25 protein-coding genes are annotated in these 24,581 nt (G+C 47.6%); 12 read left to right on the top strand and 13 right to left on the bottom strand.

The genetic code is table 11. From position 1 onward, the window contains the following. Positions 1-6: 6 nt before the first annotated feature. The 5 genes from CXL14_RS00515 to CXL14_RS00495 all read right to left on the bottom strand — a co-directional run bounded on the left by CXL14_RS00515 (position 7) and on the right by CXL14_RS00495 (position 4,192). Entirely contained in the window at positions 7-1,143 is a 1,137-nt protein-coding gene (locus tag CXL14_RS00515; RefSeq protein ID WP_014417028.1) for a zinc-dependent alcohol dehydrogenase, read from the bottom strand. An 18-nt stretch (positions 1,144-1,161) separates the two neighbouring features. Continuing rightward, positions 1,162-1,530, bottom strand: a complete 369-nt coding sequence (locus CXL14_RS00510) for a spore coat protein (protein WP_014417029.1) — start codon at positions 1,528-1,530, stop codon at positions 1,162-1,164. 17 nt (positions 1,531-1,547) lie between these two features. Continuing rightward, positions 1,548-1,793, bottom strand: coding sequence for a hypothetical protein (locus CXL14_RS00505; RefSeq protein WP_007409324.1), 246 nt, complete (start codon positions 1,791-1,793; stop codon positions 1,548-1,550). A gap of 150 nt (positions 1,794-1,943) precedes the next feature. After that, positions 1,944-3,158 carry an MFS transporter gene (locus CXL14_RS00500; RefSeq protein ID WP_072177221.1) on the bottom strand — a complete coding sequence of 405 codons (1,215 nt, stop codon included), beginning with the start codon at positions 3,156-3,158 and terminating at the stop codon, positions 1,944-1,946. After that, a complete protein-coding gene (locus CXL14_RS00495; RefSeq protein WP_014417031.1) occupies positions 3,155-4,192 on the bottom strand; it encodes an ROK family protein in 1,038 nt (345 codons plus the stop codon). The genes CXL14_RS00500 and CXL14_RS00495 overlap by 4 nt, the downstream gene beginning before the upstream one ends. A gap of 146 nt (positions 4,193-4,338) precedes the next feature. Between CXL14_RS00495 and CXL14_RS20285 the strand changes: the two genes are divergently transcribed. From CXL14_RS20285 to CXL14_RS00475, 5 genes are all read left to right on the top strand, one after another. Then, positions 4,339-4,593: a maltose acetyltransferase domain-containing protein gene (locus tag CXL14_RS20285; RefSeq protein WP_014417032.1), complete on the top strand. Its 255-nt coding sequence runs from the start codon at positions 4,339-4,341 to the stop codon at positions 4,591-4,593. 118 nt (positions 4,594-4,711) lie between these two features. After that, complete coding sequence (locus CXL14_RS20485; RefSeq protein WP_014417033.1) at positions 4,712-4,834, top strand: maltose O-acetyltransferase; 123 nt, start codon at positions 4,712-4,714, stop codon at positions 4,832-4,834. A 154-nt stretch (positions 4,835-4,988) separates the two neighbouring features. After that, a complete protein-coding gene (locus CXL14_RS00485; protein ID WP_079891268.1) occupies positions 4,989-6,206 on the top strand; it encodes a sensor histidine kinase in 1,218 nt (405 codons plus the stop codon). Further along, positions 6,199-6,834 (top strand): two-component system response regulator YdfI, encoded by a 636-nt coding sequence (locus tag CXL14_RS00480; protein WP_053285505.1) that lies wholly within the window; start codon positions 6,199-6,201, stop codon positions 6,832-6,834. The genes CXL14_RS00485 and CXL14_RS00480 overlap by 8 nt, the downstream gene beginning before the upstream one ends. 98 nt (positions 6,835-6,932) lie before the next feature. After that, positions 6,933-9,086, top strand: a complete 2,154-nt coding sequence (locus CXL14_RS00475) for an MMPL family transporter (RefSeq protein ID WP_053285506.1) — start codon at positions 6,933-6,935, stop codon at positions 9,084-9,086. 33 nt (positions 9,087-9,119) lie between these two features. Here the strand turns inward: CXL14_RS00475 and CXL14_RS00470 are convergent, their stop codons facing one another. The 4 genes from CXL14_RS00470 to CXL14_RS00455 form a co-directional block, all read right to left on the bottom strand. Next, a complete protein-coding gene (locus tag CXL14_RS00470) occupies positions 9,120-9,842 on the bottom strand; it encodes a gamma-glutamyl-gamma-aminobutyrate hydrolase family protein (RefSeq protein WP_014417037.1) in 723 nt (240 codons plus the stop codon). 126 nt (positions 9,843-9,968) lie between these two features. Next, positions 9,969-11,597, bottom strand: coding sequence for a ribosomal protection-like ABC-F family protein (gene abc-f, locus CXL14_RS00465; protein ID WP_014417038.1), 1,629 nt, complete (start codon positions 11,595-11,597; stop codon positions 9,969-9,971). A gap of 276 nt (positions 11,598-11,873) precedes the next feature. Continuing rightward, positions 11,874-12,401, bottom strand: coding sequence for a GNAT family N-acetyltransferase (locus CXL14_RS00460; protein WP_014417039.1), 528 nt, complete (start codon positions 12,399-12,401; stop codon positions 11,874-11,876). A 115-nt stretch (positions 12,402-12,516) separates the two neighbouring features. Beyond that, entirely contained in the window at positions 12,517-13,374 is an 858-nt protein-coding gene (locus tag CXL14_RS00455; RefSeq protein ID WP_014417040.1) for a YitT family protein, read from the bottom strand. Between the two features lie 282 nt (positions 13,375-13,656). Here CXL14_RS00455 and CXL14_RS00450 point away from each other — a divergent pair, with 282 nt between their 5' ends. Both CXL14_RS00450 and CXL14_RS00445 read left to right on the top strand, forming a co-directional pair. Further along, a complete protein-coding gene (locus tag CXL14_RS00450; protein ID WP_014417041.1) occupies positions 13,657-14,790 on the top strand; it encodes a glycerol dehydrogenase in 1,134 nt (377 codons plus the stop codon). A 145-nt stretch (positions 14,791-14,935) separates the two neighbouring features. Further along, on the top strand, positions 14,936-16,147 hold the full coding sequence (locus CXL14_RS00445; protein WP_014417042.1) for a Bcr/CflA family efflux MFS transporter: 1,212 nt from the start codon (positions 14,936-14,938) through the stop codon (positions 16,145-16,147). Positions 16,148-16,175: 28 nt separating this feature from the next. Here CXL14_RS00445 and fabF read toward each other — a convergent pair whose 3' ends face one another. After that, entirely contained in the window at positions 16,176-17,411 is a 1,236-nt protein-coding gene (fabF, locus tag CXL14_RS00440) for a beta-ketoacyl-ACP synthase II (RefSeq protein WP_014417043.1), read from the bottom strand. A gap of 108 nt (positions 17,412-17,519) precedes the next feature. Between fabF and CXL14_RS00435 the strand changes: the two genes are divergently transcribed. Further along, on the top strand, positions 17,520-18,359 hold the full coding sequence (locus CXL14_RS00435) for a helix-turn-helix transcriptional regulator (protein ID WP_014417044.1): 840 nt from the start codon (positions 17,520-17,522) through the stop codon (positions 18,357-18,359). 41 nt (positions 18,360-18,400) lie between these two features. Here CXL14_RS00435 and CXL14_RS00430 read toward each other — a convergent pair whose 3' ends face one another. Together CXL14_RS00430 and CXL14_RS00425 are read right to left on the bottom strand one after the other, a co-directional pair. Beyond that, entirely contained in the window at positions 18,401-19,144 is a 744-nt protein-coding gene (locus tag CXL14_RS00430) for a sulfite exporter TauE/SafE family protein (RefSeq protein WP_021495024.1), read from the bottom strand. A 157-nt stretch (positions 19,145-19,301) separates the two neighbouring features. Further along, the gene (locus tag CXL14_RS00425; protein ID WP_014417046.1) at positions 19,302-19,760 is read right to left on the bottom strand and encodes a GNAT family N-acetyltransferase; all 459 of its coding nucleotides are present in this window, start codon (positions 19,758-19,760) and stop codon (positions 19,302-19,304) included. Positions 19,761-19,891: 131 nt separating this feature from the next. Between CXL14_RS00425 and CXL14_RS00420 the strand changes: the two genes are divergently transcribed. The 4 genes from CXL14_RS00420 to CXL14_RS00405 all read left to right on the top strand — a co-directional run bounded on the left by CXL14_RS00420 (position 19,892) and on the right by CXL14_RS00405 (position 23,412). Next, positions 19,892-20,713: a MerR family transcriptional regulator gene (locus CXL14_RS00420; RefSeq protein ID WP_014417047.1), complete on the top strand. Its 822-nt coding sequence runs from the start codon at positions 19,892-19,894 to the stop codon at positions 20,711-20,713. 215 nt (positions 20,714-20,928) lie between these two features. Continuing rightward, positions 20,929-21,801, top strand: coding sequence for a DMT family transporter (locus CXL14_RS00415; RefSeq protein WP_014417048.1), 873 nt, complete (start codon positions 20,929-20,931; stop codon positions 21,799-21,801). Between the two features lie 175 nt (positions 21,802-21,976). Then, positions 21,977-22,594, top strand: coding sequence for an NUDIX hydrolase (locus CXL14_RS00410; protein ID WP_014417049.1), 618 nt, complete (start codon positions 21,977-21,979; stop codon positions 22,592-22,594). Between the two features lie 35 nt (positions 22,595-22,629). Next, positions 22,630-23,412, top strand: coding sequence for a class I SAM-dependent methyltransferase (locus CXL14_RS00405; RefSeq protein WP_014417050.1), 783 nt, complete (start codon positions 22,630-22,632; stop codon positions 23,410-23,412). Positions 23,413-23,459: 47 nt separating this feature from the next. Here CXL14_RS00405 and CXL14_RS00400 read toward each other — a convergent pair whose 3' ends face one another. Beyond that, positions 23,460-24,518, bottom strand: coding sequence for a tartrate dehydrogenase (locus tag CXL14_RS00400; RefSeq protein WP_014417051.1), 1,059 nt, complete (start codon positions 24,516-24,518; stop codon positions 23,460-23,462). Positions 24,519-24,581 lie beyond the last annotated feature (63 nt).

Raw genomic sequence — 24,581 nt, 5'->3', positions numbered from 1 at the left:
CGTTCTTTAAGGTTTGAGTACAACTTTAATACAATCATCTGTTTTCGTGTCAAACATCTCATAGCCGTGCTTCGCTTCACTGAGCGGAATGACATGGCTTACAACATCGCCTGGATCAATTTTGCCGGTTGACACCAATTCAAACATATACGGCATATAGTGGATGACCGGAGCTTGTCCTGATCGGATATTGACGTTCCGCTGCATGATATCGCCAAGGGGAAACCCGTTGTATCTGCCGCCGTACACACCCGTAATCTGGATTGTTCCCCCTTTTCGCACCGCTTGGGACGCGATGACCAATGCGCTCATCGCCCCGCCCTGAAGTTTTAATCCGCTGGCGAGGAACTCGAGATCCGTCATTTTTCCGTCCATGCCGACGGCGTCAATGACAACGTCGGCGCCGCCTTTGGTGATTTCCTTCAGGTAGCTGCCTGTATTTTCGTGGTCTTCGAAGTTCACGATTTCTACTTTATTCGTCCGTTTCGCATGCTGGAGACGGTAGTTGACATAGTCTACGGCTATTACGCGTTTCGCTCCCTTTAACCAGCAGAATTTTTGAGCGAAAAGGCCCACGGGCCCGCAGCCGAGAACGATAACTGTATCGCCTTCTTTTACGCCGGCATTGTCGACGCTCCAAAAGCCGGTTGTCATCGCATCGGAAATAACACTCAGTTTCTCATCCGGTTCTTCGCATGTTTCGGGAACTTTAAAGTGGGTAAAGTTCGCAAATGGAACGCGCAAATATTCGGCCTGGCCTCCCGGATAGCCGCCGGCATTTCCTGAATAGCCGAAATAAGCGCCTATATCGCCGTTCTCATTTGATTGATCACACTGGCTTTCCAGGTGATTCTTACAATAAACGCATTCTCCGCAGGCGATATTAAAAGGAATAATGACGCGGTCGCCTTTTTTGACTTTCGTCACGCCGGGACCGGTTTCTTCCACGATGCCCATCGGTTCATGGCCGATGATGTAGTCTTCCTGCAAATTCGGGATGAGTCCGTGGATTAAATGTAAATCTGATCCGCAAATTGCCGTACTTGTGACTTTTATAATCATGTCATCGTGTTTTTCAATCTTCGGATCAGGCACGTCTTTGACAACGACGTTTTTCACTCCTTGATACGTTACGGCCTTCATGCTGTAATACCTCCAGTGTTAGTGTTCATCAGGTGTGCGGTCAAACATCCCTTTTCTGTTTGTTTCAACGGGAAACAGGTTCATGCTTCCGACCATGAGGGTATTTTTTGCAGAGAGCTGATCCAATTTATACTGTTCGCTCAAATCATGCGGGTGAAACCACTTTTTGCTGACCATCAAGTCTGTTATCTCCTGATGCATCGCGATTCCCTGCATGAGCTGTTTGCGCAGCAAAGCTCTTACATCAGGTGAAGCGGTTTCTGTTAAAGCAACGGCGGTATTTCTGACGCCTTCTTTGGCGCGTATGAGAAAATCCATTGCGAATGTCATATCCGCAAGTTCAGGGACATGTAATGAATTGATCGGATCTAAATGGTCATGATTCAATGATGCTTACCTTCCTTTCAATTGATGATCGAAGTCGGCCGGTTTTGAGGAACGGGAGCCTGAAACGTTGCCCGTTCATAAACCGCCTGCAGATCAGCCAGGTCTTGAGAGGCTTGCTGAACGTCTTTTTCCATTAACGTTTTCAGATCCTGATCAAACACAAGCCCTTGCATGAGCTTGGATTTCGCTACACAAAGCGTCTTGAAGTTAATGATTTCATGTAAGTCCAGCGACTCGTGAGCCGCTAATTCACGCTTTTCCATAATCGTCTGAAACCTCCCTTTCTAAAAATACGTAATTAATTTCCCCTGAGAAAAGAGCTCTAGTCTTACAAATTTTGTTTGTAAGAAAAAGCGGAGAAAAAGCCTGACGGTGCATCAAAAAAAAGAGGAAGCACAATCGCTTCCTCTTGTTCACATGGAATGGCTGTTGGTGTCATGAACGTTTTTCTGATGCGCGGGCGGTTTTGCCGCGCGGGAGACGAGCCCGCTGAGCACGATGCCGATCAGTACGATGATCAGTGCTTTAACAAGGCCGAATTCTTCACCGAGCAGTCCGAGAACGGGAGGGCCGACTAAGAAGGCGCAGTAGCCGACGAAGGAGATTGCTCCGACCCGCTTAACTGCTCCTTTTGGGTCATCGCCGGCTGCGGAAAGGCCGACCGGGAAGCCGAGGGAGGCGCCGATTCCCCAAAGAAAGACGCCGATTACGGCTGCTGTGAGGTTTCCGCTGAAAATTACAAGGGAAAGTCCGATGACACTGACGGCGGTGCAGAGACGAAGAACGGGCACGCGTCCGTACCGGTCCAAAAATGCCCCGCCAAAGATGCGGGCGATCAGCATAGCGGTGAGGAAGACCCCGTAAACCGCCGTGCCTTGCGCGTGCGTCACGTGAAAACCATCCGTCATGGTGAGCGGAAGCCAGTCATTGGCCGACCCTTCTGCGAAAGCCATTCCGAGCACGATGAGCCCGATCAGCAGTGTGCGCGGCTCTGTCCAGACGTTTTCCGGCTTTTCGCTTGAGACTTCCTGCCGCCTTGAGACGGCATCTTCTTTCCCGGTGTCCTCCGGCAGAAACCGGAAGAAAGTAAAAATCAGGATAAACTCAATTCCGGCAATGAGCAGCAGGTGAACGAGCACGGGAACCTTGAATAAAATAGCGAGAGAGGAGAGTCCCGCGCCTATCAATGTGCCGGCGCTGAACGATGCGTGCAATGCGGGCATCATGGTTTTCCCGGCGGCGTGTTCAAGGGCGGAACCATCTACATTAAGGGCCACTTCCGCAAGTCCGTAGCCGAGCCCGAAGATGATCAGTCCGGCAAATACGATGCTTTTGAAAGCGGCAAAAACACCTGCGCTGATGACGAATATCCCGATAATGACAATCAGAACACTGATCAGAGCTGCGAATCTGGTTCCCTTCCGCGAGATGATCCGGCTGGCGCTTAACAGACCGATTAATGAGCCGCATGCAAGGCCGAAAATAATCAATCCCATCACTGAAGTCGAGGCTTTCAGCGTTTCTCTGACTTCAGGCGTGCGGGAAATCCAGGATGAGAAAGCAAGTCCGGGCAGCGAAAAAATAAAAAAAAGGGAAAGTTTCCATTTTTGAATGCCCTGTTTACTCATGAAATCAGTTCCCTCTCTGCCAAATGAAGCGGAAAACGCAGAGATTTTAATGTGATGGCAATCAATCCTTTTTGATAATAGGGCTGGATGTCATCTATGAGAATCAGCTCGGGCATGTGTTCTTTCGGGACAAAAGCGGAGCATGCTTCATAAACCTGTTCCATATCCAATCCCTTTGATAATTCTCCGATAAACGCAATGGCCTGCGGATTGATGATTGAAATCATGGCGCTTGTCATCTTAACAGCCAGTTCCGGAAAAGAATCAGGTGAATAGAGCTTTTCAAGCTGCTGCTTCCGTGTCGTTTCAAATGGAATATAAGAAATTTCTCCGGCGAATTGCGTATTGCCTTTGACTAAGCGCCCGTCTATAACGAAGCGCGCTCCCGGAGGGTTGTCTTTGACAAATGCGGCCATGGCGATGGTTTTCGGGACGGAATATTGCTGATCGCGATAAAATCCGTACAAAGCGTAATGCATCTCGTTTTCTACATTGACCTTGACAGAATGTCTGGCTTCAAGTCTTTCCTGCATCGGGATATCACACAGCTCTTCAGTGTCACAAATGCCGATGATGCCGTGGCTGACCACACCCTGAACCCCCATGCCGATCGCCTTTATATTGGGAAACCGCCTTATCCATTCGTCAGTAAGCCGTTCGATGACGTCATAATTGATGACATCATAAAAGTGGCTGTCTTTTTCAATATAGTCACCGTGCCAATCTGCCAGCGCGACGTCAATCGAATGGACGCCGCCTTCTGTTTTAACGGATATGCCGAGTACCAAATGACTGTCCGCATTTAACGTAAACTGCCTTGCTTTTCTTCCGCCTGTTGAGGCGCTCGGTTCCAGTTCCATAACTTCGCCGCGTTCTTTTAATTCATGTAAAATGTTTCCGCACGTGGCGGCGCTGAGCCCTGTTTGTTGAGAGAGAAAGGAAATGGTGGCCGCATCCGTTTTCAGCAGCGCTTCAATGATTGTTTCTTCATTCGTTTTTTTTACAATGGATGTATTATTAATGGTATTTGCCATGATTCTGCACCCCTTTATTAATCACTTTTTAAAAGACTTATTAAAAGTAGTTTAAAATATACTTACCGAATCAGTCAAGACGGGTTAACATTGTTTTCAAGCGGAGAATAAACAGAATATCCTTGCTGAAAATGGAGGCTCGACACATGAGTTCTGATAACAAAATCTATTATGAACGCGAAACGGAAGAGCTGAGGAAGAAAAACATCCGGGCGCATAGGCTTGTCCGGGAATTAAACGACGCCGATCCGGAAGCGTTTGAAACAAAAGAAGCGCTCATCAGAGAATTGTTCGGGACGGCAGGGGAAAAACCGGGCATCGAGCATAACTTTCACTGTGATATCGGAACCAATATTCATGTCGGTGATCATTTTTATGCCGGCTGTAATTGCACCATTTAGACATGGCTGACGTGCGAATAGGCGATAACTGTATGATAGGGCCGAATGTCGGGATCTATACAGCCGGGAGGAAGAAATAAAAGCGGTTACGGCATTCCGATTACGATCGGAGGCAGCTGTGTCATTTTTCGTCACCATCGGCGAAAACTCCGTCATTGCGGCCGGTACAGTCGTTACGAAAGACGTCCCGCCAAATCCCGTCATGGCCGGAAACCCGGGGAAGGTCATAAAAAAGATATGAACAAAAACAGCTTGCGAACAATCCCGCAGGCTGTTTTTTCTTTCACCCGTCATGCAGGGACAGAAGGGGAAGGTGAGAAGAAGGCACATATGGTATGATGACAAATAGAATAAAACCTCGTGAGGCCGGTCGGCTAAAAGGAAGTGGACAGAGATTGTTTGGTACAAAACATCAAGAAGACTACGTCTCCCGTGACAGACGCTCATTGCATATGCTTGCGCTTCGGGTGCCCGGTCTGGCGTTTATTTTAATGGTATATGCCGCATCAGTTTCTTTGCAGTACATTTATGAAAGCTGGACGGTTTTTTTGCAGCTGTTATTCACGATATTGATCGTCATTTTTACCGTGCTGCACTGGCATTCCCATCGCTGGGTGAAGAAAAAGACGTTTCTTTATTTCATCATACAGGGATTTATCATATATACATCGGCTAACTTGATGACCGGCGGCTATATCGCACTGGTCATCGGTCTCTATGCCTTTTTAATCGGGCAGATTATCGGAATGGCGGATAAGGGAAAAACGTTGCTCATACTCTATCTTTTCATTTTAATGTCCATAACAGCCCTGCATCAGGAGCATCCGCATCATCTGCTGCGTTTCATCGTTATCGCCGCTCCCATCATGATCGTGATTATCACGTATGCGGCCACATTTTTCGCGCAAGTTGATGAAAAAATAAAAACACAGATGACGCTTGAAAAATTAGAGCTCGCTCACCGGCAAGTGAAACAGCTGACGCTTCAGAATGAAAGACAGCGGATGGCGAGAGACTTACACGATACGCTTGCCCAAGGATTGGTCAGCTTGCACATGCAGCTTGAAGCGGTGCAAGTTCATCTTTCGAAAGATAACACTGACAGAGCGAAAGACATCATCAGCCAGTCAATGGACAGAGTGAAGGGCACATTGGCTGATGCGCGCTCGGCCATTGATAACCTTCGCAGTAAATCAGAAGAGATCGGTTTCTTAAAAGAAAGCATCACTGAACAAATCAACCATTTTACAGAAGCCTCCGGGCTGTCTTGTTTTTTAGATTACAGCGTGCATCATGTGCTTGACGTTCATACGGCGGAGAATTGCCATTACATGATCGGAGAAGGCCTGACAAACGCCGCCAAGCATGCAGAAGCAAAGAATGTCTGGGTGTCCGTTCGGGAAGAAGAGAGACAGATCCGCATAACCGTCAAAGATGACGGGAAAGGCTTTGATGCCGGAACAGAAATGAGAAAAAGCGGACATTACGGGCTGCTTGGGATACAAGAACGCGTCAATATGATGAACGGTACTTTCCGTATAACAAGCGCCAGATCAGCGGGGACTCAAATTGAGATCATCATACCAATTCAGGGAGAGGCGGAACATGTATAAAGTGTTAATAGCAGATGACCATCTTGTCGTCAGAGAAGGTCTGAAGCTTTTGATAGAAACAAATGACCATTACACCATAACGGGAGAAGCGGAAAACGGGAAAACCGCCGTCCGCCTCGCAGAGGAACTAAAGCCCGATGTCATTCTCATGGATCTGTACATGCCGGAAATGAGCGGGCTGGAAGCCATTAAACAGATAAAAGAGCATTCTGATGTGCCGATCATTATTTTGACGACCTATAATGAAGATCATCTGATGATAGAAGGCATCGAATCAGGCGCGAACGGTTATCTGCTGAAGGACACAAGCTCAGAAACCTTATTTCATACGATGGATGCGGCAGTCAGGGGAGAAGTGCTTCTGCAGCCGGACATCTTGCGGCGTTTCCGGGAAATGAAAATGGAACGGGCAAATGCCAATGAAACACAGCTGACGGACAAGGAAATCATAGTTCTGCAAGCCGTTGCGCAAGGACATAAAAGCAAAGCGATCGCCTTCGATTTAGGAATCTCAGAGCGGACGGTAAAAGCGAGATTAACATCAATTTATAACAAATTAGGCGCTGATTCGCGGACGGAAGCCGTCACCATTGCCATGCAAAAAGGCATTCTGAAACTGAATATATAATGAAAAACTGCCCAAACGTACATGCCCCTATGTACGTTTTTTTTATGTGAATGTGAACTACAATTAGGCAGAAAGTAATGATTGGAGAGGAGTATTCGATGTCTGGTTTTTTATATAAATTAGGGGGATGGTCTGCCCGCAATCGATTAAAAATGATCAGTGCGTGGCTCGTGATACTGATCGCTTCGATTGTGATCGCCATCTCGTTAAAACCTGCTTTTTCTGAGGATATGTCAATTCCCGACACACCTTCTGAAAAGGCGATGGATATGATTCAAAAAGAATTTTCAAAGGGTCCCGATAAAGGAAGCATACGGGTTATTTTCGGAGCTGAAGACGGGAAGAAATTGACGTCAAAACCGGAAAAACAAGCGATTGAAGAGACATTAAAGAAGATCAAAACAGATCATTCAGTCGCTTCGATTGCAAGTCCTTTTGAGACAGGAACCATTTCTAAAGACGGATCAGTAGCATATGCCGATATTACGTACAAAAAAGCGGCGGATGACATTACGGATGCGTCTGTTTCACATATTAAACACAGTCTGTCCGCCGCAGGAGACAAAGGTCTGCAGACGGAGCTCAGCGGCGATGTGCCGGGGGCCGGTGTTGAAATCGGCGGTGTATCTGAAATTGTCGGCGTTGTGCTGGCATTCGTCGTACTGGCTATTACGTTTGGTTCATTAGTCATAGCGGGGCTTCCGATTGTCACGGCCCTGATTGGGTTAGGCGTAAGCGTCGCGCTGACGTTAATCGGGACACAGTTCTTTACGATAGCCTCGGTCAGTCTCTCATTATCCGGAATGATCGGACTGGCCGTCGGGATTGATTATGCGCTGTTTATCTTTACGAAGCATCGTCAGTTTTTGGGCGAAGGTGTACAAAAAAATGAATCGATCGCTAAAGCCGCGGGAACGGCTGGCAGCGCCGTCGTTTTTGCGGGACTGACCGTGATCGTCGCGCTTTGCGGATTGACCGTTGTCGGCATTCCGTTCATGTCTGCCATGGGATTGACTGCGGCACTCAGTGTGCTGATGGCTGTATTGGCATCAGTAACGCTGGTTCCTGCGGTGTTGTCAATCGTGGGAAAACGGATGATTCCGAAATCAAACAAGAAGAAAGAAAAGAAAAGCGCCGACACGAATGCCTGGGGGCGCTTCGTTACAAAGAAGCCTATTCTGTTAAGCATTTTCAGCATTATTCTTTTAGCCGTCATCAGTCTGCCGGCCATGCATTTAGAGCTGGGGCTGCCTGATGCGGGAATGAAAGCGAAAGACAGCCCGGATCGCCGCGCCTATGATCTTTTGTCTAAAGGATTCGGCGAGGGCTTTAACGGCAAGCTGACAATTGTTGCCGATGCAAAAGGGGTCAAGGGGAACAAAAGTGAAGCATTTCAAGACGCCGTGAACGAAATGAAGGACTTGCACAATGTGGCGAGCGTCACACCGGCCATGCCGAACGAAAAAGGGGACTATGCCATTATTACGGCAGTGCCTGAAACCGGGCCGAATGATAAGGCAACGAAAGAGTTAGTGCAGGATATACGGAAACGATCAGACAAAAACGGCATCCGCCTGCTCGTCACCGGGTCAACCGCGGTGAACATTGATATTTCAGATCGGTTAAACGATGCCATTCCGGAATTCGCCATTCTCATTGTCGGGTTTGCGTTTGTATTGCTGACCGTTGTTTTCCGCTCGCTTCTCGTGCCCCTTGCCGCCGTCGTCGGCTTTTTGCTGACGATGACCGCTACACTCGGCTTATCGGTATTCGTTCTGCAGGATGGGAATTTCACCGGCTTGCTCAGCATTCCGGAAAAAGGCCCGATTCTCGCCTTCCTGCCTATTTTAGCGATCGGTATTCTTTTCGGACTGGCGATGGATTATCAAGTATTCCTTGTCAGCAGAATGAGAGAAGAATATGTCAAAACAAAAAATCCGGTACAAGCCATCCATGCCGGATTGAAACATAGCGGACCTGTCGTAACAGCGGCGGGACTGATCATGATTTTCGTCTTTGCGGGATTCATCTTTGCGGGAGAAGCTACGATCAAATCCATGGGCTTGGCAATGACCTTCGGTGTTCTTTTTGATGCGTTCATTGTAAGAATGACCATTATTCCGAGTGTCATGAAGCTGATGGGACATGCGGCCTGGTACTTGCCGAAGTGGCTGGATAAGATCATTCCGAATGTGGATATCGAAGGCCATAAGCTGACACAAGGCAAAACACCGGAGAAACCGGAAGAATAAAATGAAAAAGCAGATCGTTATGATCTGCTTTTTTTATGTGCTGATCGCATTCATGAAAAGAGAAAAAAGCTTTTTCATGTCTTCATGTTTTTTTGTCAGCATTTCGGGATGCCATTGCACGCCGACGACAAATAATTCACCCGTCCGTTCAATCGCTTCAATGGCCCCGTCTTTCGCATAAGCCGCGGCTTTAAACGAAGGCGCCGTCTCTTTTATGATCTGGTGATGGAATGAATTCACCCGCGCTGAATCGCCAAACAAAGAATGGAGACGTGTCCCTTTTTCAAAGGAAACATGATGGGTTTTTAACGGCGGGTCTTTTTCTTGGTCATGCTTAATGTCAGCAAACGAAGCGTGTGTTAGATCCTGATATAAAGTTCCCCCGTAAGTGACGTTTAACATATGCATCCCCCGGCAGATGGCCAGAATCGGCTTTTCTAAAGCAACCGCCGTGAGAATCAGCTCCTTCTCGTAGGCGTCCCGATCAGGAAAGGTCTTTCTTAAAGCCTGTAAAGGTTCTTCGCCGTAAAACAGCGGGTCTATGTCCTGGCCGCCGGACAGAATGATCCCGTCAACATGAGAGACCTGTTCCTTTACAAGCGCCGTCTCTTGAATCACCGGCAGTATAAACGGCACACCGCCGGCCTCAGAAACAGACTGAATATAATCATTATTGACATATGCCCGATTATAACCCGGGAAAGGACCGGATTGATCAGCCATAATGTTTCCCGTAATTCCGATGCGTTTGGCCATTCTTTGCCCCCCTGAACCATGCTCATAATAAATCTGAACGTAGGTTGTACAAATCAGTTTGAAATTATTCTTCATGATACGTGAACTTTCAAAAAAAAAACCCGTGACAATCACGGGCTTTTACATTCATTTCAATTTCTTGATTTCTTCCGTCAGCTCTTTGAATTTTTGATCAAGCTCACGATATTGTTTATCAGCCGGAGTCATGAAGCTGAGTTTTCCGAGGACTTCCTGCCGTTCGGTTTCAAGCTTTAATCGCAGTTCTTCAGCATCGTCCCTGACGGAGGGAGATTCTTTCCATTGTTTTCGGACGCTGCCATTTGAGATATCAAGCCGGATGTCCGTCGTCTTTTCGAGAAAGTAGCGATCATGAGATACGATGATAAGCGTTCCGTCGTATCGGGCCAAAGTGTCTTCAAGCTGCTCGCGTGACGGCAGATCAAGGTGGTTTGTCGGCTCATCCAGAATCAGCACATCTTTCTCCTCCAGAATAAACGCCATCAGTTTGCATTTGACCCGCTCTCCCATGCTCATCTTGCCGATGGGTTCCGTCCATTGCGCTGCGGTAAATCCTAAATGCTTCATGAGGGATTGCACATTGCCCCTTGCTTCGAACGTTTCTTTGTAAAAAAGCTGTTCGGGGGTTTTATCAAGCGGAAGGTCGAATACTTCCTGGGTTAAATATCCGACATTTGCAGACGGAGATATCCATATGCCGCCCTGCGCTTTTTCCTGACCGAGGATGACCTTCAATAATGTTGTTTTCCCGCTGCCGTTCGGGCCTGTAATCGCGATCTTTTCACCGTGCATCACAGTGAAATTCACGTTTTTGAAAAGCGTTCGGCCGTCATATGACTTTGTGACATCCCTTACTTCTAAAAAACGCTTTCCCGCTTTTTTGCGGTGCTCAATGGAAAAACGGACTTCATACTCCGCTTCAACCGGTTCTGCTTTCACTTTTTCAAGCTCTTTTTCAAGACGCTTCTGCTTTGATTTAATCTGGGCGTCCGTGCGTTTTGCTTTTACACGATGGTATTCTTTAAAGCCTTCTATTTTCGTTGATTGGGCGTGGGCTTTTTTCGACCAGGCGCTCAGCTCGTTCATTTGAGCTTCAATCCGTCTGATCATATTTTGCTGATTCTCATATTCCCGCTGCTGTGTCAGCCTTCTCTGTTTGCGGACCTCCATATAGCTTGAATAATTCCCTTTATGTTCAATGAGTTTCTTTCCTTCGATGGCCCAGATTTTTGTCGCCGCTGCATCTATAAAAGCACGATCATGCGAAACGAAAATAATGGTGCCTTTGTAATTCTTGATCTGATTCAGCAGTATTTCTAAACTGTGCTGATCGAGGTGGTTCGTCGGCTCATCTAATAACAAAAGGCTGCTTGAGGAGGAGAAACCTTTGGCAAGACGGGCTTTCAGTTTTTCTCCGCCGCTCAATTGCGAAAAGGCGCGTGCGGGCACGTTCCACTTTTCTAACAAGGCTGCCTCCGCAGGCTCCGGATGGCCGGAATCATAAGCTTCCGTTTCTTGTTCCACCATATATATGTTCACATCTTGCATCATCTGAATCTGTCCTTGTGACGGCGCTTTTTGATTGCAGATCAATTGCAGCAATAACGATTTGCCGGCGCCGTTTTTACCGATAACGCCGATGATGTCACCTTGCTGAACGCTCGCGCTGATCTGTTCAAAAAGGGGAACGCTGTTGATTTCATAACTGATGCCGCTTATTTTTAACATTTCTTTCATATGTCAATCCCTCGCTTTAAAGGGAGGACAAAAAAATCCTCCCAATTGATTTGGAAGGATTAGCCGTACCTGTGCATGATCAAATAAGCTATTTTCACATAGCTTTCGTATCGTATAGAAAATGGGCAGACTAATCCTATTTTTTCTGATTTGAAATATTTGATTTCAAACGGTCAAAATAAGATTAGTTAATCATTGTCCACCCATCATCCCTTCGTATTTGTTACAAACAGTGTAGCACACACTTATCTGTAAAAGCAAAGGGTATAAGCCTTTTTATTCCAGATTGGAGACTTCCCACTCTTCTTCTAAAACGGCATAATAATATTCATCCCACCATTCATTATCATGGGGGATGCATTTTTTAAAAAAGCCTTCCCGTCTCATCCCGATCTTTTCCATCACCCGGTGCGAAGCCGTGTTTTCCGGCTGACATGTCGCAATGATCCGGTGTAATTTCATCTTGTTAAACCCGAATGCCAGCACGGCGCGCGCCGCCTCTGAAGCATATCCTTTGCCCTGATATTCCGGGTGAAACACCCAGCCGATTTCATACGTATGATCGCCAAAATACTGAAAAAAAGCAATGTGGCCAATGACCGTTTTCTCATCCTTCAATAAAACGGGAAACTTCCCGGCATGTTCACCGCTGTTTTCAGTAACGAATTTCCTGGCATCATCTTCGGTAAAGACACCCTCTGGTATATATTTCATGACATTCGGATTTGATGTGTACGCATAGACATCCTGCCAATCTTCCGGTTCAAATGTCCGAATGACGAGCCTGTCAGTTTTGATATTCATTTTTTATGTTCCTCCATCAAAAAGGTTTCATTTACTACTTCGATTGAAAGATGTAAAAACCTTTGAGCGGGGAAGAGCCGAATAAAAAAAGCCTGCAGCTATACACTGCAGGCGGTTATTTTTCATTTGCGGCGGCGGGCAGGTTTGTAAACCCGAATTGCCCTCCGACAGCTTCTTTTACTTCATGAATAACGATAAATGATTTCGGGTCAATTTTTTGAACATGTTTTTTGATTTTCAGCAATTCGTTCTTTTTAATGACGACATAGATAATGCGCTTGTCTTTGCTGCCGTAATACCCGTATCCGTAAAAAATCGTCGCCGCGTTGCCGTACTCAGAGGTGATGGCTTTGGCGATTTCTTCGTATTGGTCAGACATAATGGTGAGGGCTTTTTTATTATGGAAACCCTCAATGACAATATCGACGATTTTGGCGCACAGATATACGAATATAAACGTATACAGCATGTGATTGATGCCGATCGCTAAAACGGATGCGAAAATGATGACACAATCCATATAAAACATGCTTTTCGAGATGTTAAAGCCCTTTGTGTAATTCAATAAATACGCCAAAAGCGTGGTCCCGCCGGTAGATCCGTCAGCGATAAAGATCAATGCCAGCCCCGCTCCCATCAGCAGAGCGCCGAATACAATCCCGAGCACCATGTCGTGCACGCCGAACGGAATAAAGCTGACGACGCTGAGAAAAACAGAAGTCATCCCCGTACCGAGTATCGTGTATAAAATCGTTTTTTTTGTTAAAAATTTATAAGCCAGCCCGATAAAAATCAAATTTACAACCAGAGTCGTAATACTTGCAGGTATATGGAAAAGATAATATAACACGAGAGCGATTCCCACGGTGCTACCGTCCCCTAAATGATTCGGGATGACGAAAAATTCCACGGACGCCGCAATAAGAAAGGCTCCGGCCATAATCATCAGTATATCCTTGCAAATGTTCTTCATGTGCAAACCTCCTCTGCAGTCAAAAATATATAAAAAACAAAAACGCCTCAAAAATTATCCAGCAGAACTAAATAATTTTTAAGACGAATCATTCACAATCTCGTTTGTTCATTCAGTAAAGAATGATCAGCTTCAATATCGAAGATTATATAGACACCTTCACATCTTGTCAATGCCGTGAAAATTGATTTTTCTGCAGTGTATATGAGGTTTAAATCAAGTTAAAACGAGGAATTATATCAGAAGAGTTTTCATTTCTGCTCTATCAATAAGAGAAATGTAATGAAAGACAACGAAGAAGGGATGATGACATTGGAACGAATTTTTATCAGTCCGGCCAAATACGTGCAGGGAAAAAACGCCATTGAAACGATCGGCGGACATCTGGAGGGCGTTGGTGAAAAAGCCGTCGTCATTGCGGACAAAACCGTATGGGATATCGCGGGCCACAAGGTGACGGCTGAATTAAAGAAAAGCAATATTTCTTCTGAAGAGGCGGTTTTCAACGGCGAAGCCTCCCAGGAAGAAATGAAAAGAATTGCCGGCATCGCAGAAAAAGCAGGCGCGACTATTGTCATCGGAGTCGGCGGCGGTAAAACGCTTGATACCGCCAAAGCCGTATCAGATGAAATAAACGGCTACACCGTTATCGTGCCGACGGCCGCTTCAACGGATGCTCCGACAAGCGGGCTGTCTGTCGTATATTCTGAACAAGGCGCGTTCGAAAACTATCGTTTCTATCATAAGAATCCTGACTTGGTTCTGGTCGATACGAAAATCGTCGCGGAAGCTCCGCCGCGCTTTTTAGCATCAGGGATTGCCGATGCGATGGCGACGTGGATAGAGGCGCGCAGTGTCATCGCCAATGGCGGTAAAACGATGGCAGGCGGAATTCCTACCATCGCCGGAGAAGCTATCGCGGAAAAATGTGAAGCGGTGTTATTCAAATACGGCCGTCTCGCTTATGAGTCTGTGAAAGCGAAAGCCGTTACGCCCGCATTGGAAGCGGTGGTTGAAGCCAATACACTTCTGAGCGGACTGGGATTTGAAAGCGGCGGCTTAGCTGCGGCACATGCCATTCATAACGGATTTACCGCGCTTGAAGGTGAAATCCATCACTTGACCCACGGTGAAAAAGTGGCATTCGGCACGCTCGTTCAATTGGCGCTGGAAAAACGTTCGCTTGAGGAAATTGAGCGGTATATCGCGTTTTATATCAGCTTGGGGCTGCCTGTCACACTTGAAGACATCAAATTGAAAGACGCATCTAAAGAGGACATTATGAAAGTGGCAGAAGCCGCGACGATTGAAGAAGAAACGATTCATGCCGCTTTTGACGTGACGGCTGACGACGTGGCGGATGCCATTATAGCGGCTGATCAATACGCAAAAGCATTTAAAGAAAAACACGCGTAAAACCTTTTACCGCGTGACCCGGAACCAAGGGCTGTTACAGCCCTTGGTTTTTTTGTGCCCTTTGAAAACTTTTAAAAATAAAGAAAAAATTATGATACAATATACAAATGTTTTGAGAGATTGACAAAGGAAAGGTGGGAACGATATGCTGCATAATCCGACCGGTAAGGAGCGGCTTGCGCTTGCTTTTCTTCTCGGCATGCTTGCGATACTGGGGCCGCTCAATATAGATATGTATCTGCCGAGTTTCCCTGAAATCGCTGAAGATTTAAGCGCCCGCGCATCGCTTGTCCAGCTCAGTTTAACCGCATGTCTGATCGGGCTGACAATCGGACAGGTTGTTGTCGGCCCGTTAAGTGACGCGAAGGGAAGAAGAAAACCGTTATTACTATGTATTTTTTTATTTGCGTTGTTTTCTCTGTTTTGCGCACTTGCACCGAACATTGCAACACTAGTGATTGCCCGTTTTCTTCAAGGGTTCACCGCTTCGGCAGGACTCGTTTTATCCCGTGCAATCGTCAGAGATGTGTTTACGGGAAGAGAGCTTTCTAAATTTTTCTCGCTGCTGATGGTCATTACCGCCGTCGCGCCGATGGTGGCGCCGATGACGGGAGGCGCGATTTTACTGCTTCCGTTTGCATCATGGCATACGATTTTTCTCTTTTTAACGTTTATCGGTTTTTTGCTTGTAATCATCATTGCGCTCAAGCTGACAGAAACCCTGCCGCCGGAAAAGCGGATTCCGAGCTCCATCGGAAATTCCGTGCGGACAATGGGAAGCCTGCTGAAGGATCGGTCATTTATCGGCTATGCGCTGACGGTCGGTTTTATTCACGGCGGGAGCTTTGCGTATGTCTCCGGAACGCCTTTCGTGTATCAGGATATTTACGGAGTAACGCCTCAGGTATTCAGTGTTTTATTCGGCATAAACGGTCTGGCGATCATTACCGGAAGCTTTATCATCGGGCGTTTCGGCGGGATCATTCACGAAAAAAGCCTGCTGAGAATCGGCGTGATTACAGCGATGACGGCGACTGCCGTTCTGCTCGTCATGACAATCATTCACGGGCCGCTGGCGGCACTGGTGATTTCCATTTTTATTTATATGATTACGATCGGCATGACGCTGACAAGCACCTTTACATTGGCGATGGAAAAGCAGGGACACCGCGCGGGAAGCGCAAGCGCACTGCTCGGCATGCTTCCGCTTCTTCTCGGTTCCATCGTGTCGCCGCTTGTGGGGATGAATGAAGCGACGGCCGTGCCGATGGGGGCAATAATGTTCACGACATCCGTTATCGGTTCCATCGCTTTTTTCGCCTTAACAACAAAACCGGAGAAAGCAAAAAAGGAGTGAAATGATTCACTCCTTTTTTTGATGCCCGCTATTCATATTTCTTCAGCACGATCGCCGAATTATGCCCCCCAAAGCCGAATGAGTTGGAAAGGCCGATCGTTAACGATTGCTGGCGGGGTCCGTCTGCTACATAGTCCAAATCACATGCCGAATCAGGGTGCTGCAGATTGATCGTCGGCGGAATGATGCCGTGTCTCAGGCTTTCTGTCAGAGCGATGGCTTCAACGCCGCCTGCCGCGCCAAGCATGTGGCCGAGCATTGATTTGTTGGCCGTAACCGGAATGTCATAGGCAAGCTCCCCGAATAATGTCTTGATGGCCAATGTTTCAGAAAGATCTCCGGCTTTTGTGCTTGTCGCATGAGCGCTTACGACATCAATGTCTTCCGCTGAAACGTTCGCCTTTTTCAAAGCGTTTTTCATCGCCAGGTATGCGCCCGTTCCTTCCGGATGGGAGGCTACCATATGATAGGCGTCAGAGCTTGCGCCGTAGCCGAGCACCTCACAGAGGATCGGGGCGTTTCTGCCGATTGCGCTATCCAATGATTCCAATACTAAGATGCCCGCGCCTTCACTCATGACAAACCCATCGCGATCCGCGTCAAACGGCCGGCTTGCCGCGGCGGGGTCTTCGTTTCTCGCTGACAGCGCGTGGGCATTGCCGAAGCTGGCTAATGACAAATTCGTAATCGCCGCTTCCGCTCCCCCGGCAAACATGATATCTGCGTCATCATTCCGAATGGCGTTGAAAGCTTCCCCGATCGACGTATTGCCGATGGAACACGCGGTGACGGGAGAAAGTGAGGGGCCGAGCGCGCCTAATCTGATGCTGATTTGAGCGGCGGCCGCGTTTGAGATCATCATGGGGACAAGGCTCGGGCTCACTTTTCGCGCTCCCCGTTCATTTAAAGTATGAACGTTATCAATCAAAGTCGTGATGCCGCCGATTCCCGAGCCGACGTACACGCCGAGGCGTTCACGGTCAATCTGATCGAGCTGAATCCCGGAGCTTTCAAGCGCCTGTTCCGCTGCCGCTAAAGCAAACTGGCTGAAACGGTCAAGCCGTCTCGCTTCTTTTCTGCCCCATCTTTCTTCTGCGTCAAAATCACGGACGGTGCCGGCTATTTTTGTCTTTGAATCGGAGACATCAAACGAATCGATGAAAGAGATTCCCGATTTTCCTTCCGTCAGGTGTTTCCAAAATGTATGCACATCATTGCCGAGAGGTGAAATCACTCCCATTCCGGTGATCACAACTCTTTTCATGGTCATTCCTCCTTCGGTATGTATTTATTGTAACTCGCAATTATCCTATTACAAGTTGTTGATTATCCTAGTATAATGAATACCAGGGTAAGAGAGGAGAGATTCGGTATGATACCAGAAGGAAGATTGCAGGCGCTTTCAGAGTTTTTAAAAACGCAGCGGGCCAAAATTTCTCCGCAGATGGCCGGGCTGCCGATGGGCACACGGAGAAGAACGCCCGGACTCCGAAGAGAAGAGGTCGCGCAATTAGCCGGCGTAAGCACCACGTGGTATACGTGGCTGGAGCAGGGCAGAGATATTAAAGTGTCCGCAGCCGTATTGGACGCCGTTTCCGATGCGCTGCAGCTCAACAAAGATGAGAGAAATTATTTATACGCGCTTGCCATTGAGGAGGGCGTGAAGCAGCCGTTTACCGCGGAGGAAGAAGCGGTTATCAGCCCGTCGCTTTCAAAAATCCTGCAGGAGCTCCGTTATTGTCCCACCATTATCTCGGACAGGCGGTGTCATATCGTAGGATGGAACCAGGCCGCGGCTCACGTGTTTTTAGATTTTGAACAAATTCCTCCTGAAAAACGGAATCTCATAGAGCTATTGTTTTCCAGAAAAGAATTAAGAAGTTTAGCCGTGAACTGGGAGCACTTTGTGAAAGGATTCATCGCCATTTTCAGAACGTATTACGGCCAGTATGTAGCTGATACGTGGTATTCTCAGTTTATAGAAGAAATGGAGAAAACGTATTCGGAATTTCATACGCTGTGGAATGAGAGCGAAGTCAGCTCGGCACCCGAAGTATTAATTGAGTTCCGCCACGCGAAGGCGGGAAAAATGGTCTTTAACCTGACTTCATTTCAGGTTCAGGGCAACAGTGATCTGCGCTGCAGTGTGTATACGCCGGTAGATCATACCGAAACGGAAGCAAAGCTGAAAAAGCTCTTCGAAAACAGGTGAAGAACAGAAAAAAACGGGAGGCGGCCGCCTCCCGTTTCAGTTTAAAATAAAAGCATGAGACCGGCGATGGCCGGTGTTAAAAAGATGGCTGATTTCAGAATGACTTTCGGCACGAGGTTGGTGAATTTCGCTCCGACATATGCGCCGCACATCGTTCCGATCAGCACTTTGACCAACAGCATATAATCGACAAATCCTTCCGTCACATAACCGAGTCCTCCGCCGACCGCAAGCGGGATAATGACAAGCATGGTGGTGCCGACCGACTGGCGGATAGATAAGCGCAAAAGAATCATTAAGCCGATTTGGATGAAAGGGGCAGAGCCGATCCCGAATGTTCCGGACAAGATTCCTGCGATGACACCGAGTACAACGGCTTTCACCCATATGTTCAGATTGCTTTGCCGTCCGGAATCTTCATGTGTTTCTTTTACAATAAATAACCGGACTAAAATAAGCAGAGCAGATAAAAACAGCATGCCCGCCGTCAAGTAATGCAGCAAATCTGCGGGGATAAGGGAAGTAAGCCTTGCCCCGAAAAACGAACCGAATGCCGCAAAAACGCCGACGATGAGACCGATTTTCATCTGAATATTGCCTTCACGGTAGTGGCTGAAAGCCCCAGATAAACTTGTGAAAGCCATTCCGGCAAGGGAGGTGCCCAACGCCGTATGAATCGGTACGTGAAACAGTATAGTTAAAAGTGCAATGACAAAACCGGCTCCCCCGGCGCCGATAAACCCGAGAATAATCCCGAGAAGAAACATAACGAGTATAATAAGCACAATCTTCTCCTCCATTTAGATGCCTGATCACCATGTTCCGCTCCGCTGTATCAGGTTTTAATAATCGACCGTAGTCCGTCGACCGTCGTCTAATATCTTTATGTTACCTCAAATTTAAGGTATTGGCAAGAAGCCGAATCGCTTTTATACAGAGGGTTTACAGCTCTTTCACCATCACTTTTTCCCCGTTTGAGTCCAGCTCTCCATTGAATAAGAAGCCGAATTTTTGATAAAGCCGCAATGCGTGGACGTTATCTTCAAACAGGCTTAAATAAATCCGTCTGCAATCATATATTCGAACGAGATGGCGGATAAGGGCATCAAGCAACAGCTTGCCCAATCCCCGTCCCTGATAACGTTCATCAATAAAAAAACGGTCAAGCCACACTCTGCCGTTTTCATTTTCCTCATCATATTCCGGAAACCATCCGTACATGGCAAAGCCGACCAATTCCCCGTTAACATAAAGACCGGCCGGCTGATAATGCCGGCAATCCTCAGCATCTTGTAAGCACTCTTCCGCGGTTTCAATAAATGAAGTCTGGCTTTCCCTTACATGAAGCGCCAGTATATCGGCACGGTTTTCTTCCGTGACTGTTCTGATTTCAATCGTCATACTTGATACTCCTCTTCCGCTTTTTTTGAGACGGTAAAGCTTTCATTGCGTAAGCCATTTGTGAATCAGCCTTCTCTCGGATACAATGATCATCATAAAGGATATGGTTACCGTATAGTCAAGGAGGCATTATGAGCGAAGACGTCAGAAAATACTTCACAACGGGTGAATTTGCAAAACTGTGCCACGTAAAAAAACAAACCCTGTTCCATTATGACGAGATCGGCCTGCTTTCTCCGGAAATCAAAAAAGCGAACGGATACAGATACTATTCCTATCATCAATTCGAACTGTTCCAGGTCATCGGCCTGTTTAAGGAGGTCGGCGTGCCCTTGAAGCAGATCAAACCGCTCTTAACAGACAAAACTCCTGAGGGTATCATCACGCTTTTAAAAGAGAAATCTTCAGAAATCGAAAGCAAAATCAAAAAGCTGGAGCACCTGCAAAGGATGATTCAGACAAAGGTGAAGCTGACCGAACAAGCCTTGGAGACAGACTTTTCCTCCGTCTCATTGCAGCGATTAGATGAAGAGACACTTATGATAGGACGACCCGTACTCCATTTGCCAGAACGGCAATACACTGCCGCCATTTCCGAATTGATCCGTTATATGCGGGTACATGAACTCGATCAGGGGCATCCGGTCGGCGGACTGTTTGCGCGGGAGCAGATTCTGAAAAAAGAATTCTACAACTACACCCATTTTTATATGAAGACAGAAGAAGGCATAGAGAATAGAGACCTCCATATCAAGCCGAAAGGGCTTTATGCCGTCGGGTACCAAATAGGGGATGAAGCGGAAGCGGCTTACCGCAGCATCATGCAGTTTATTGAAGAGTATGGGCTGGAAATGGGCGATTATGCATATGAAGAATATATGTTTGATGAGGTTGTGGCGGACGGGTTTGACAATCAGATCACAAGAATCCAGCTGCAAGTCCGCAATCGATAAAGCCGGTGCCGCCGTTCGTTTACGTCTTCTAACAAACCTTGTATAATGAGAAAAATCAGATTGCAATTGAGGTGAAACACGATATGTTTCTAGCGCCCTTATTTGAACATGATGTACCGGCAGCACTTCTCCGCCCTTAATGGAGGAAAGTGACTGCGCTTCTCTCCGTTAGGGCATATGACGTGACCTAATATGATAACGGAGGGTGCATCAAATTGAAAAATACATTGTTCGGTTCGATTTATTTGACATTGGCCGCCAGTATCTGGGGAGGTATGTATGTCGTTGTAAAAGTTGTGGTAGCGGTCATTCCGCCGCTTGAACTGGTATGGCTGAGATATGCGGTGGCGCTTCTTTCGCTTTTGATTCTCAGTTTGTTTACACGCCAATCCTGGAAAGTTCATAAACGTGATTTATTACTGATCGCTGCGATCGGATTGATCGGCAACACGATTTCGATCGTCACGCAGGAAATCGGCACGAAATTATCAACCGCGCAGATGGGTGCGATTATTACGGCATCCACTCCCGCATTTATGGTTGTATTTGCCCGGCTGATGTTGAAAGAGCGGTTAACGCTGAAAAAAGGAATATCGACAGGGCTGGCGACGATCGGAGTATTGCTCATTGTGGGGAACGGAGATCTCGATATGTCGAGCCAGCTCGGCGGTCTCTCGCTTCTGGCTGCGGCGCTGACATGGGCTTTGATGTCCGTGCTGATGAAACGGGTTCCCGGCCATTACTCACCGCTTGTCGTCACAACGTATTCCATTTGCGTCGCATTTGTCATCCTGACCCCGTTTACAGCGGGCCCGCTTCAGGAGATTCCTTTGTCTCAGCTTGCCCGGCCTGAGATATGGGGCGGACTTTTATATTTGGGTGTGATCTCAACCGCCTGCGCGTTCATGCTTTGGAATCGCGGATTGCAATTGCTGAATGCGGCAAGCGGCGGTCTGTTTTTCTTCTTTCAGCCGCTTTCCGGGACATTGCTCGGCTGGCTGCTGCTGGGAGAGACGATCGGAGGAACCTTCTGGATCGGGGCGGCCCTTATTGTTTCAGGCGTCGTTCTCGTCATGAAAGAAAAATAGAAAATGAAAAAAAGCCATTCAGCAAATGAATGGCTTTTTTCTGTTTTCCCGGCAGGATTCGCCCCTCCATAAACAGAAAACAAGGAGCAGAAACGGATCATGGGCACCGGTACTCTCAAGGTGCAATACCCGGACCCTCAGGGTTTCGTCAATTAACATAACGGGCGGTGAAAAAATGGAGCCAAAATGGCTTGAATGGGCAAAACAGCTTCAATCCGCGGCGCAAGCGGGGCTGGCTTATTCCAAAGACATATATGATATTGAGAGATTTGAAGAAATAAGAAAAATAAGCGTGGATATCATGGCGCATCATACCGGCATCGACAAAAGAATCATTAAAGACGTATTCGCCGGTGACACGGGCTATCCCACTCCGAAAGTTGATATCAGAGCGGCAGTTTTTAAAGATCAGAGCATATTAATGGTAAGAGAGAAAAGCGACGGCAGATGGGCGCTGCCGGGCGGATGGGCTGATATCGGGATTTCTCCGGGCGAGACCGCTGTCAAAGAAGTAAAAGAGGAGTCGGGAATCGACGTAAAGCCCGTTAAACTGTTAGCTGTAATGGATAAGAAATGCCATTCCCATCCGCCGTCCGCCGTCCACGTTTACAAAGTGTTTATCAAATGCGAGATCATCGGCGGCCGGCTCAGGGAGGGAACGGAAACAAGCGCGGCCGGCTTTTTTGCGGAAACGGAACTGCCGCCGCTATCTGAAGCCCGCAATACGGAAAGTCAGATTGAAAGGATGTTTGCATATCTCAAACATCCGGACGAACCCGTTTATTTTGATTAAGGCAGCAATCAGAAAGAAAAGGGGGCCCGATTATAATGGAGGATTCAATTAAACAGCAGGCGCAGCGGCAATTTGCCAAAAACGCCGCGAAATATGTGACTAGTCCAGGACACGCCGCAGGAGAGGATTTGGCGTATCTCGTTTCAGCTTCCGGTGCCGAAAAGCATATGAACGTGCTGGATATCGCGACGGGAGGCGGACATACGGCTAACGCTCTCGCTCCTCTCGTACGCTCTGTTATCGCATATGACCTCACGGAAGAAATGTTAGCAGCCGCTGAAGCATTTATAACCGGAAACGGATGGACGAACGTGTCATTCGAAAATGGCGATGCTGAAAAGATGCCGTTTTCCGATGCTGCTTTCGATATCGTCACATGCAGAATCGCGGCGCATCATTTTCCCGATGTCAGAGCCTTTGTTCATGAAGCGTTTCGGGTTGTCAAACCGGGCGGCAGACTGCTTCTCATTGACAATACCGCACCTGAAAAGGATGAATATGACCATTTTTATAATGACATTGAAAAGAAACGGGATCAGAGCCACTTTCGGGCGTGGAAAAAAACAGAATGGCTCCGTTTTCTGGAGACAGCCGGCTTCCGGATTGAATCCGCTGTCTGCTTTTTGAAACCATTTCAATTTACCGTCTGGTGTGAACGGGCAGGCCTGACTGAAGAGAAAGCCGCATTACTGGAAAAACAGATGCTGGATGCTCCTCGTGATATACAGCGGTTTTTTTCTGTAGAAAAGGATCAATCAGGCCGTATTGCGGGCTTCACAGGTGAATCGGCCTGTTTCTGCGCGGTCCGTCCCGTCTGAGACGAAAAAAACCGCTGTGCAGTTTTCCTGCCCGCGGTTTTTTCGTATTATCTGTTCTTGATTTGAGAAATAATAGCGGAAGTGACATCTTCCGTTGAATGTTTTCCGCCGACATCAGGAGTCAGAATGCCGCTGTTTGTGACCGTTTCAATAGATTGTAAGAGGAGATGGCCCAGTTCCTCTTCTCCGAATGAATCGAGCATTAATTTCGCCGTCCATATTTGGCCTATAGGATTGGCAATTCCTTTTCCGACAATATCCGGGGCGGAGCCGTGAACAGGCTCAAACATGGAAGGGTATTTGCCGTTTACATTGATGTTGGCTGCGGGAGCGATTCCGATGCTTCCCATAATCGCCGCGCCGATATCTGTCAGCACATCTCCGAACAAATTCGAAGCGACAATGACATCAAAGCGTTCCGGCTGCGTGACAAAGAAGGCCGCCAGTGCATCGATGTGCTGGGAATCCGTCTCAATCCCGGCGTACTCCCGGCTGACCTCTTTAAAGATGTCATCCCAGAACGGCATCGAGTGAATAATACCGTTTGATTTCGTCGCGCTTGTGACGTGTTTCCGCCGACTTTCCGCCAGTTCGAAAGCATACCGCATCACTCTTTCCGTACCCCGGCGGGAAAAGACCGCGTTTTGTATGGCGATTTCGTCCTCACCCTGATAGATTCTGCCGCCGACAGAGCTGTACTCGCCCTCACTGTTTTCGCGGACGACTATCAGATCAAAATCCTTCGGGTTAACGAGGGGGGAAGTGATTCCCGGCAGGAGCTTTGCCGGCCGCACATTAATCACCTGTTCAAATTCCCGGCGTATCTTAATGAGCAGCCCCCACAGCGAAACATGATCGGGGACGAGTTTTTGATTCCCCACCGCTCCCAAAAACAAAGCATCAAAGTGCTGTAACGTTTCTAATCCATCATCCGGCATCATAGTCCCGTGCTCCAAATAATACTCGCAGCTCCACGGAAAAGAAGTGAAATCAAAGGCAATGCCTCCATGTAATTCGGCGATCGCGTTCAACACCCGCTCCGCTTGCGGAATTGTTTCTTTCCCCACACCGTCCCCCGGTATGCTGGCAATCTTGTAAGTTTTCATGTTTCCGTCACCTCTGAATGAATTGTTTTCGGTTTACGGCAGACCGTCGACCGTCGTTCATCA

The sequence above is a fragment of the Bacillus sp. SJ-10 genome, assembly GCF_002843505.1.
Taxonomy (GTDB): Bacteria; Bacillota; Bacilli; order Bacillales; family Bacillaceae; genus Bacillus; species Bacillus velezensis.
This window is presented reverse-complemented; position numbering and strand designations above follow the sequence as displayed.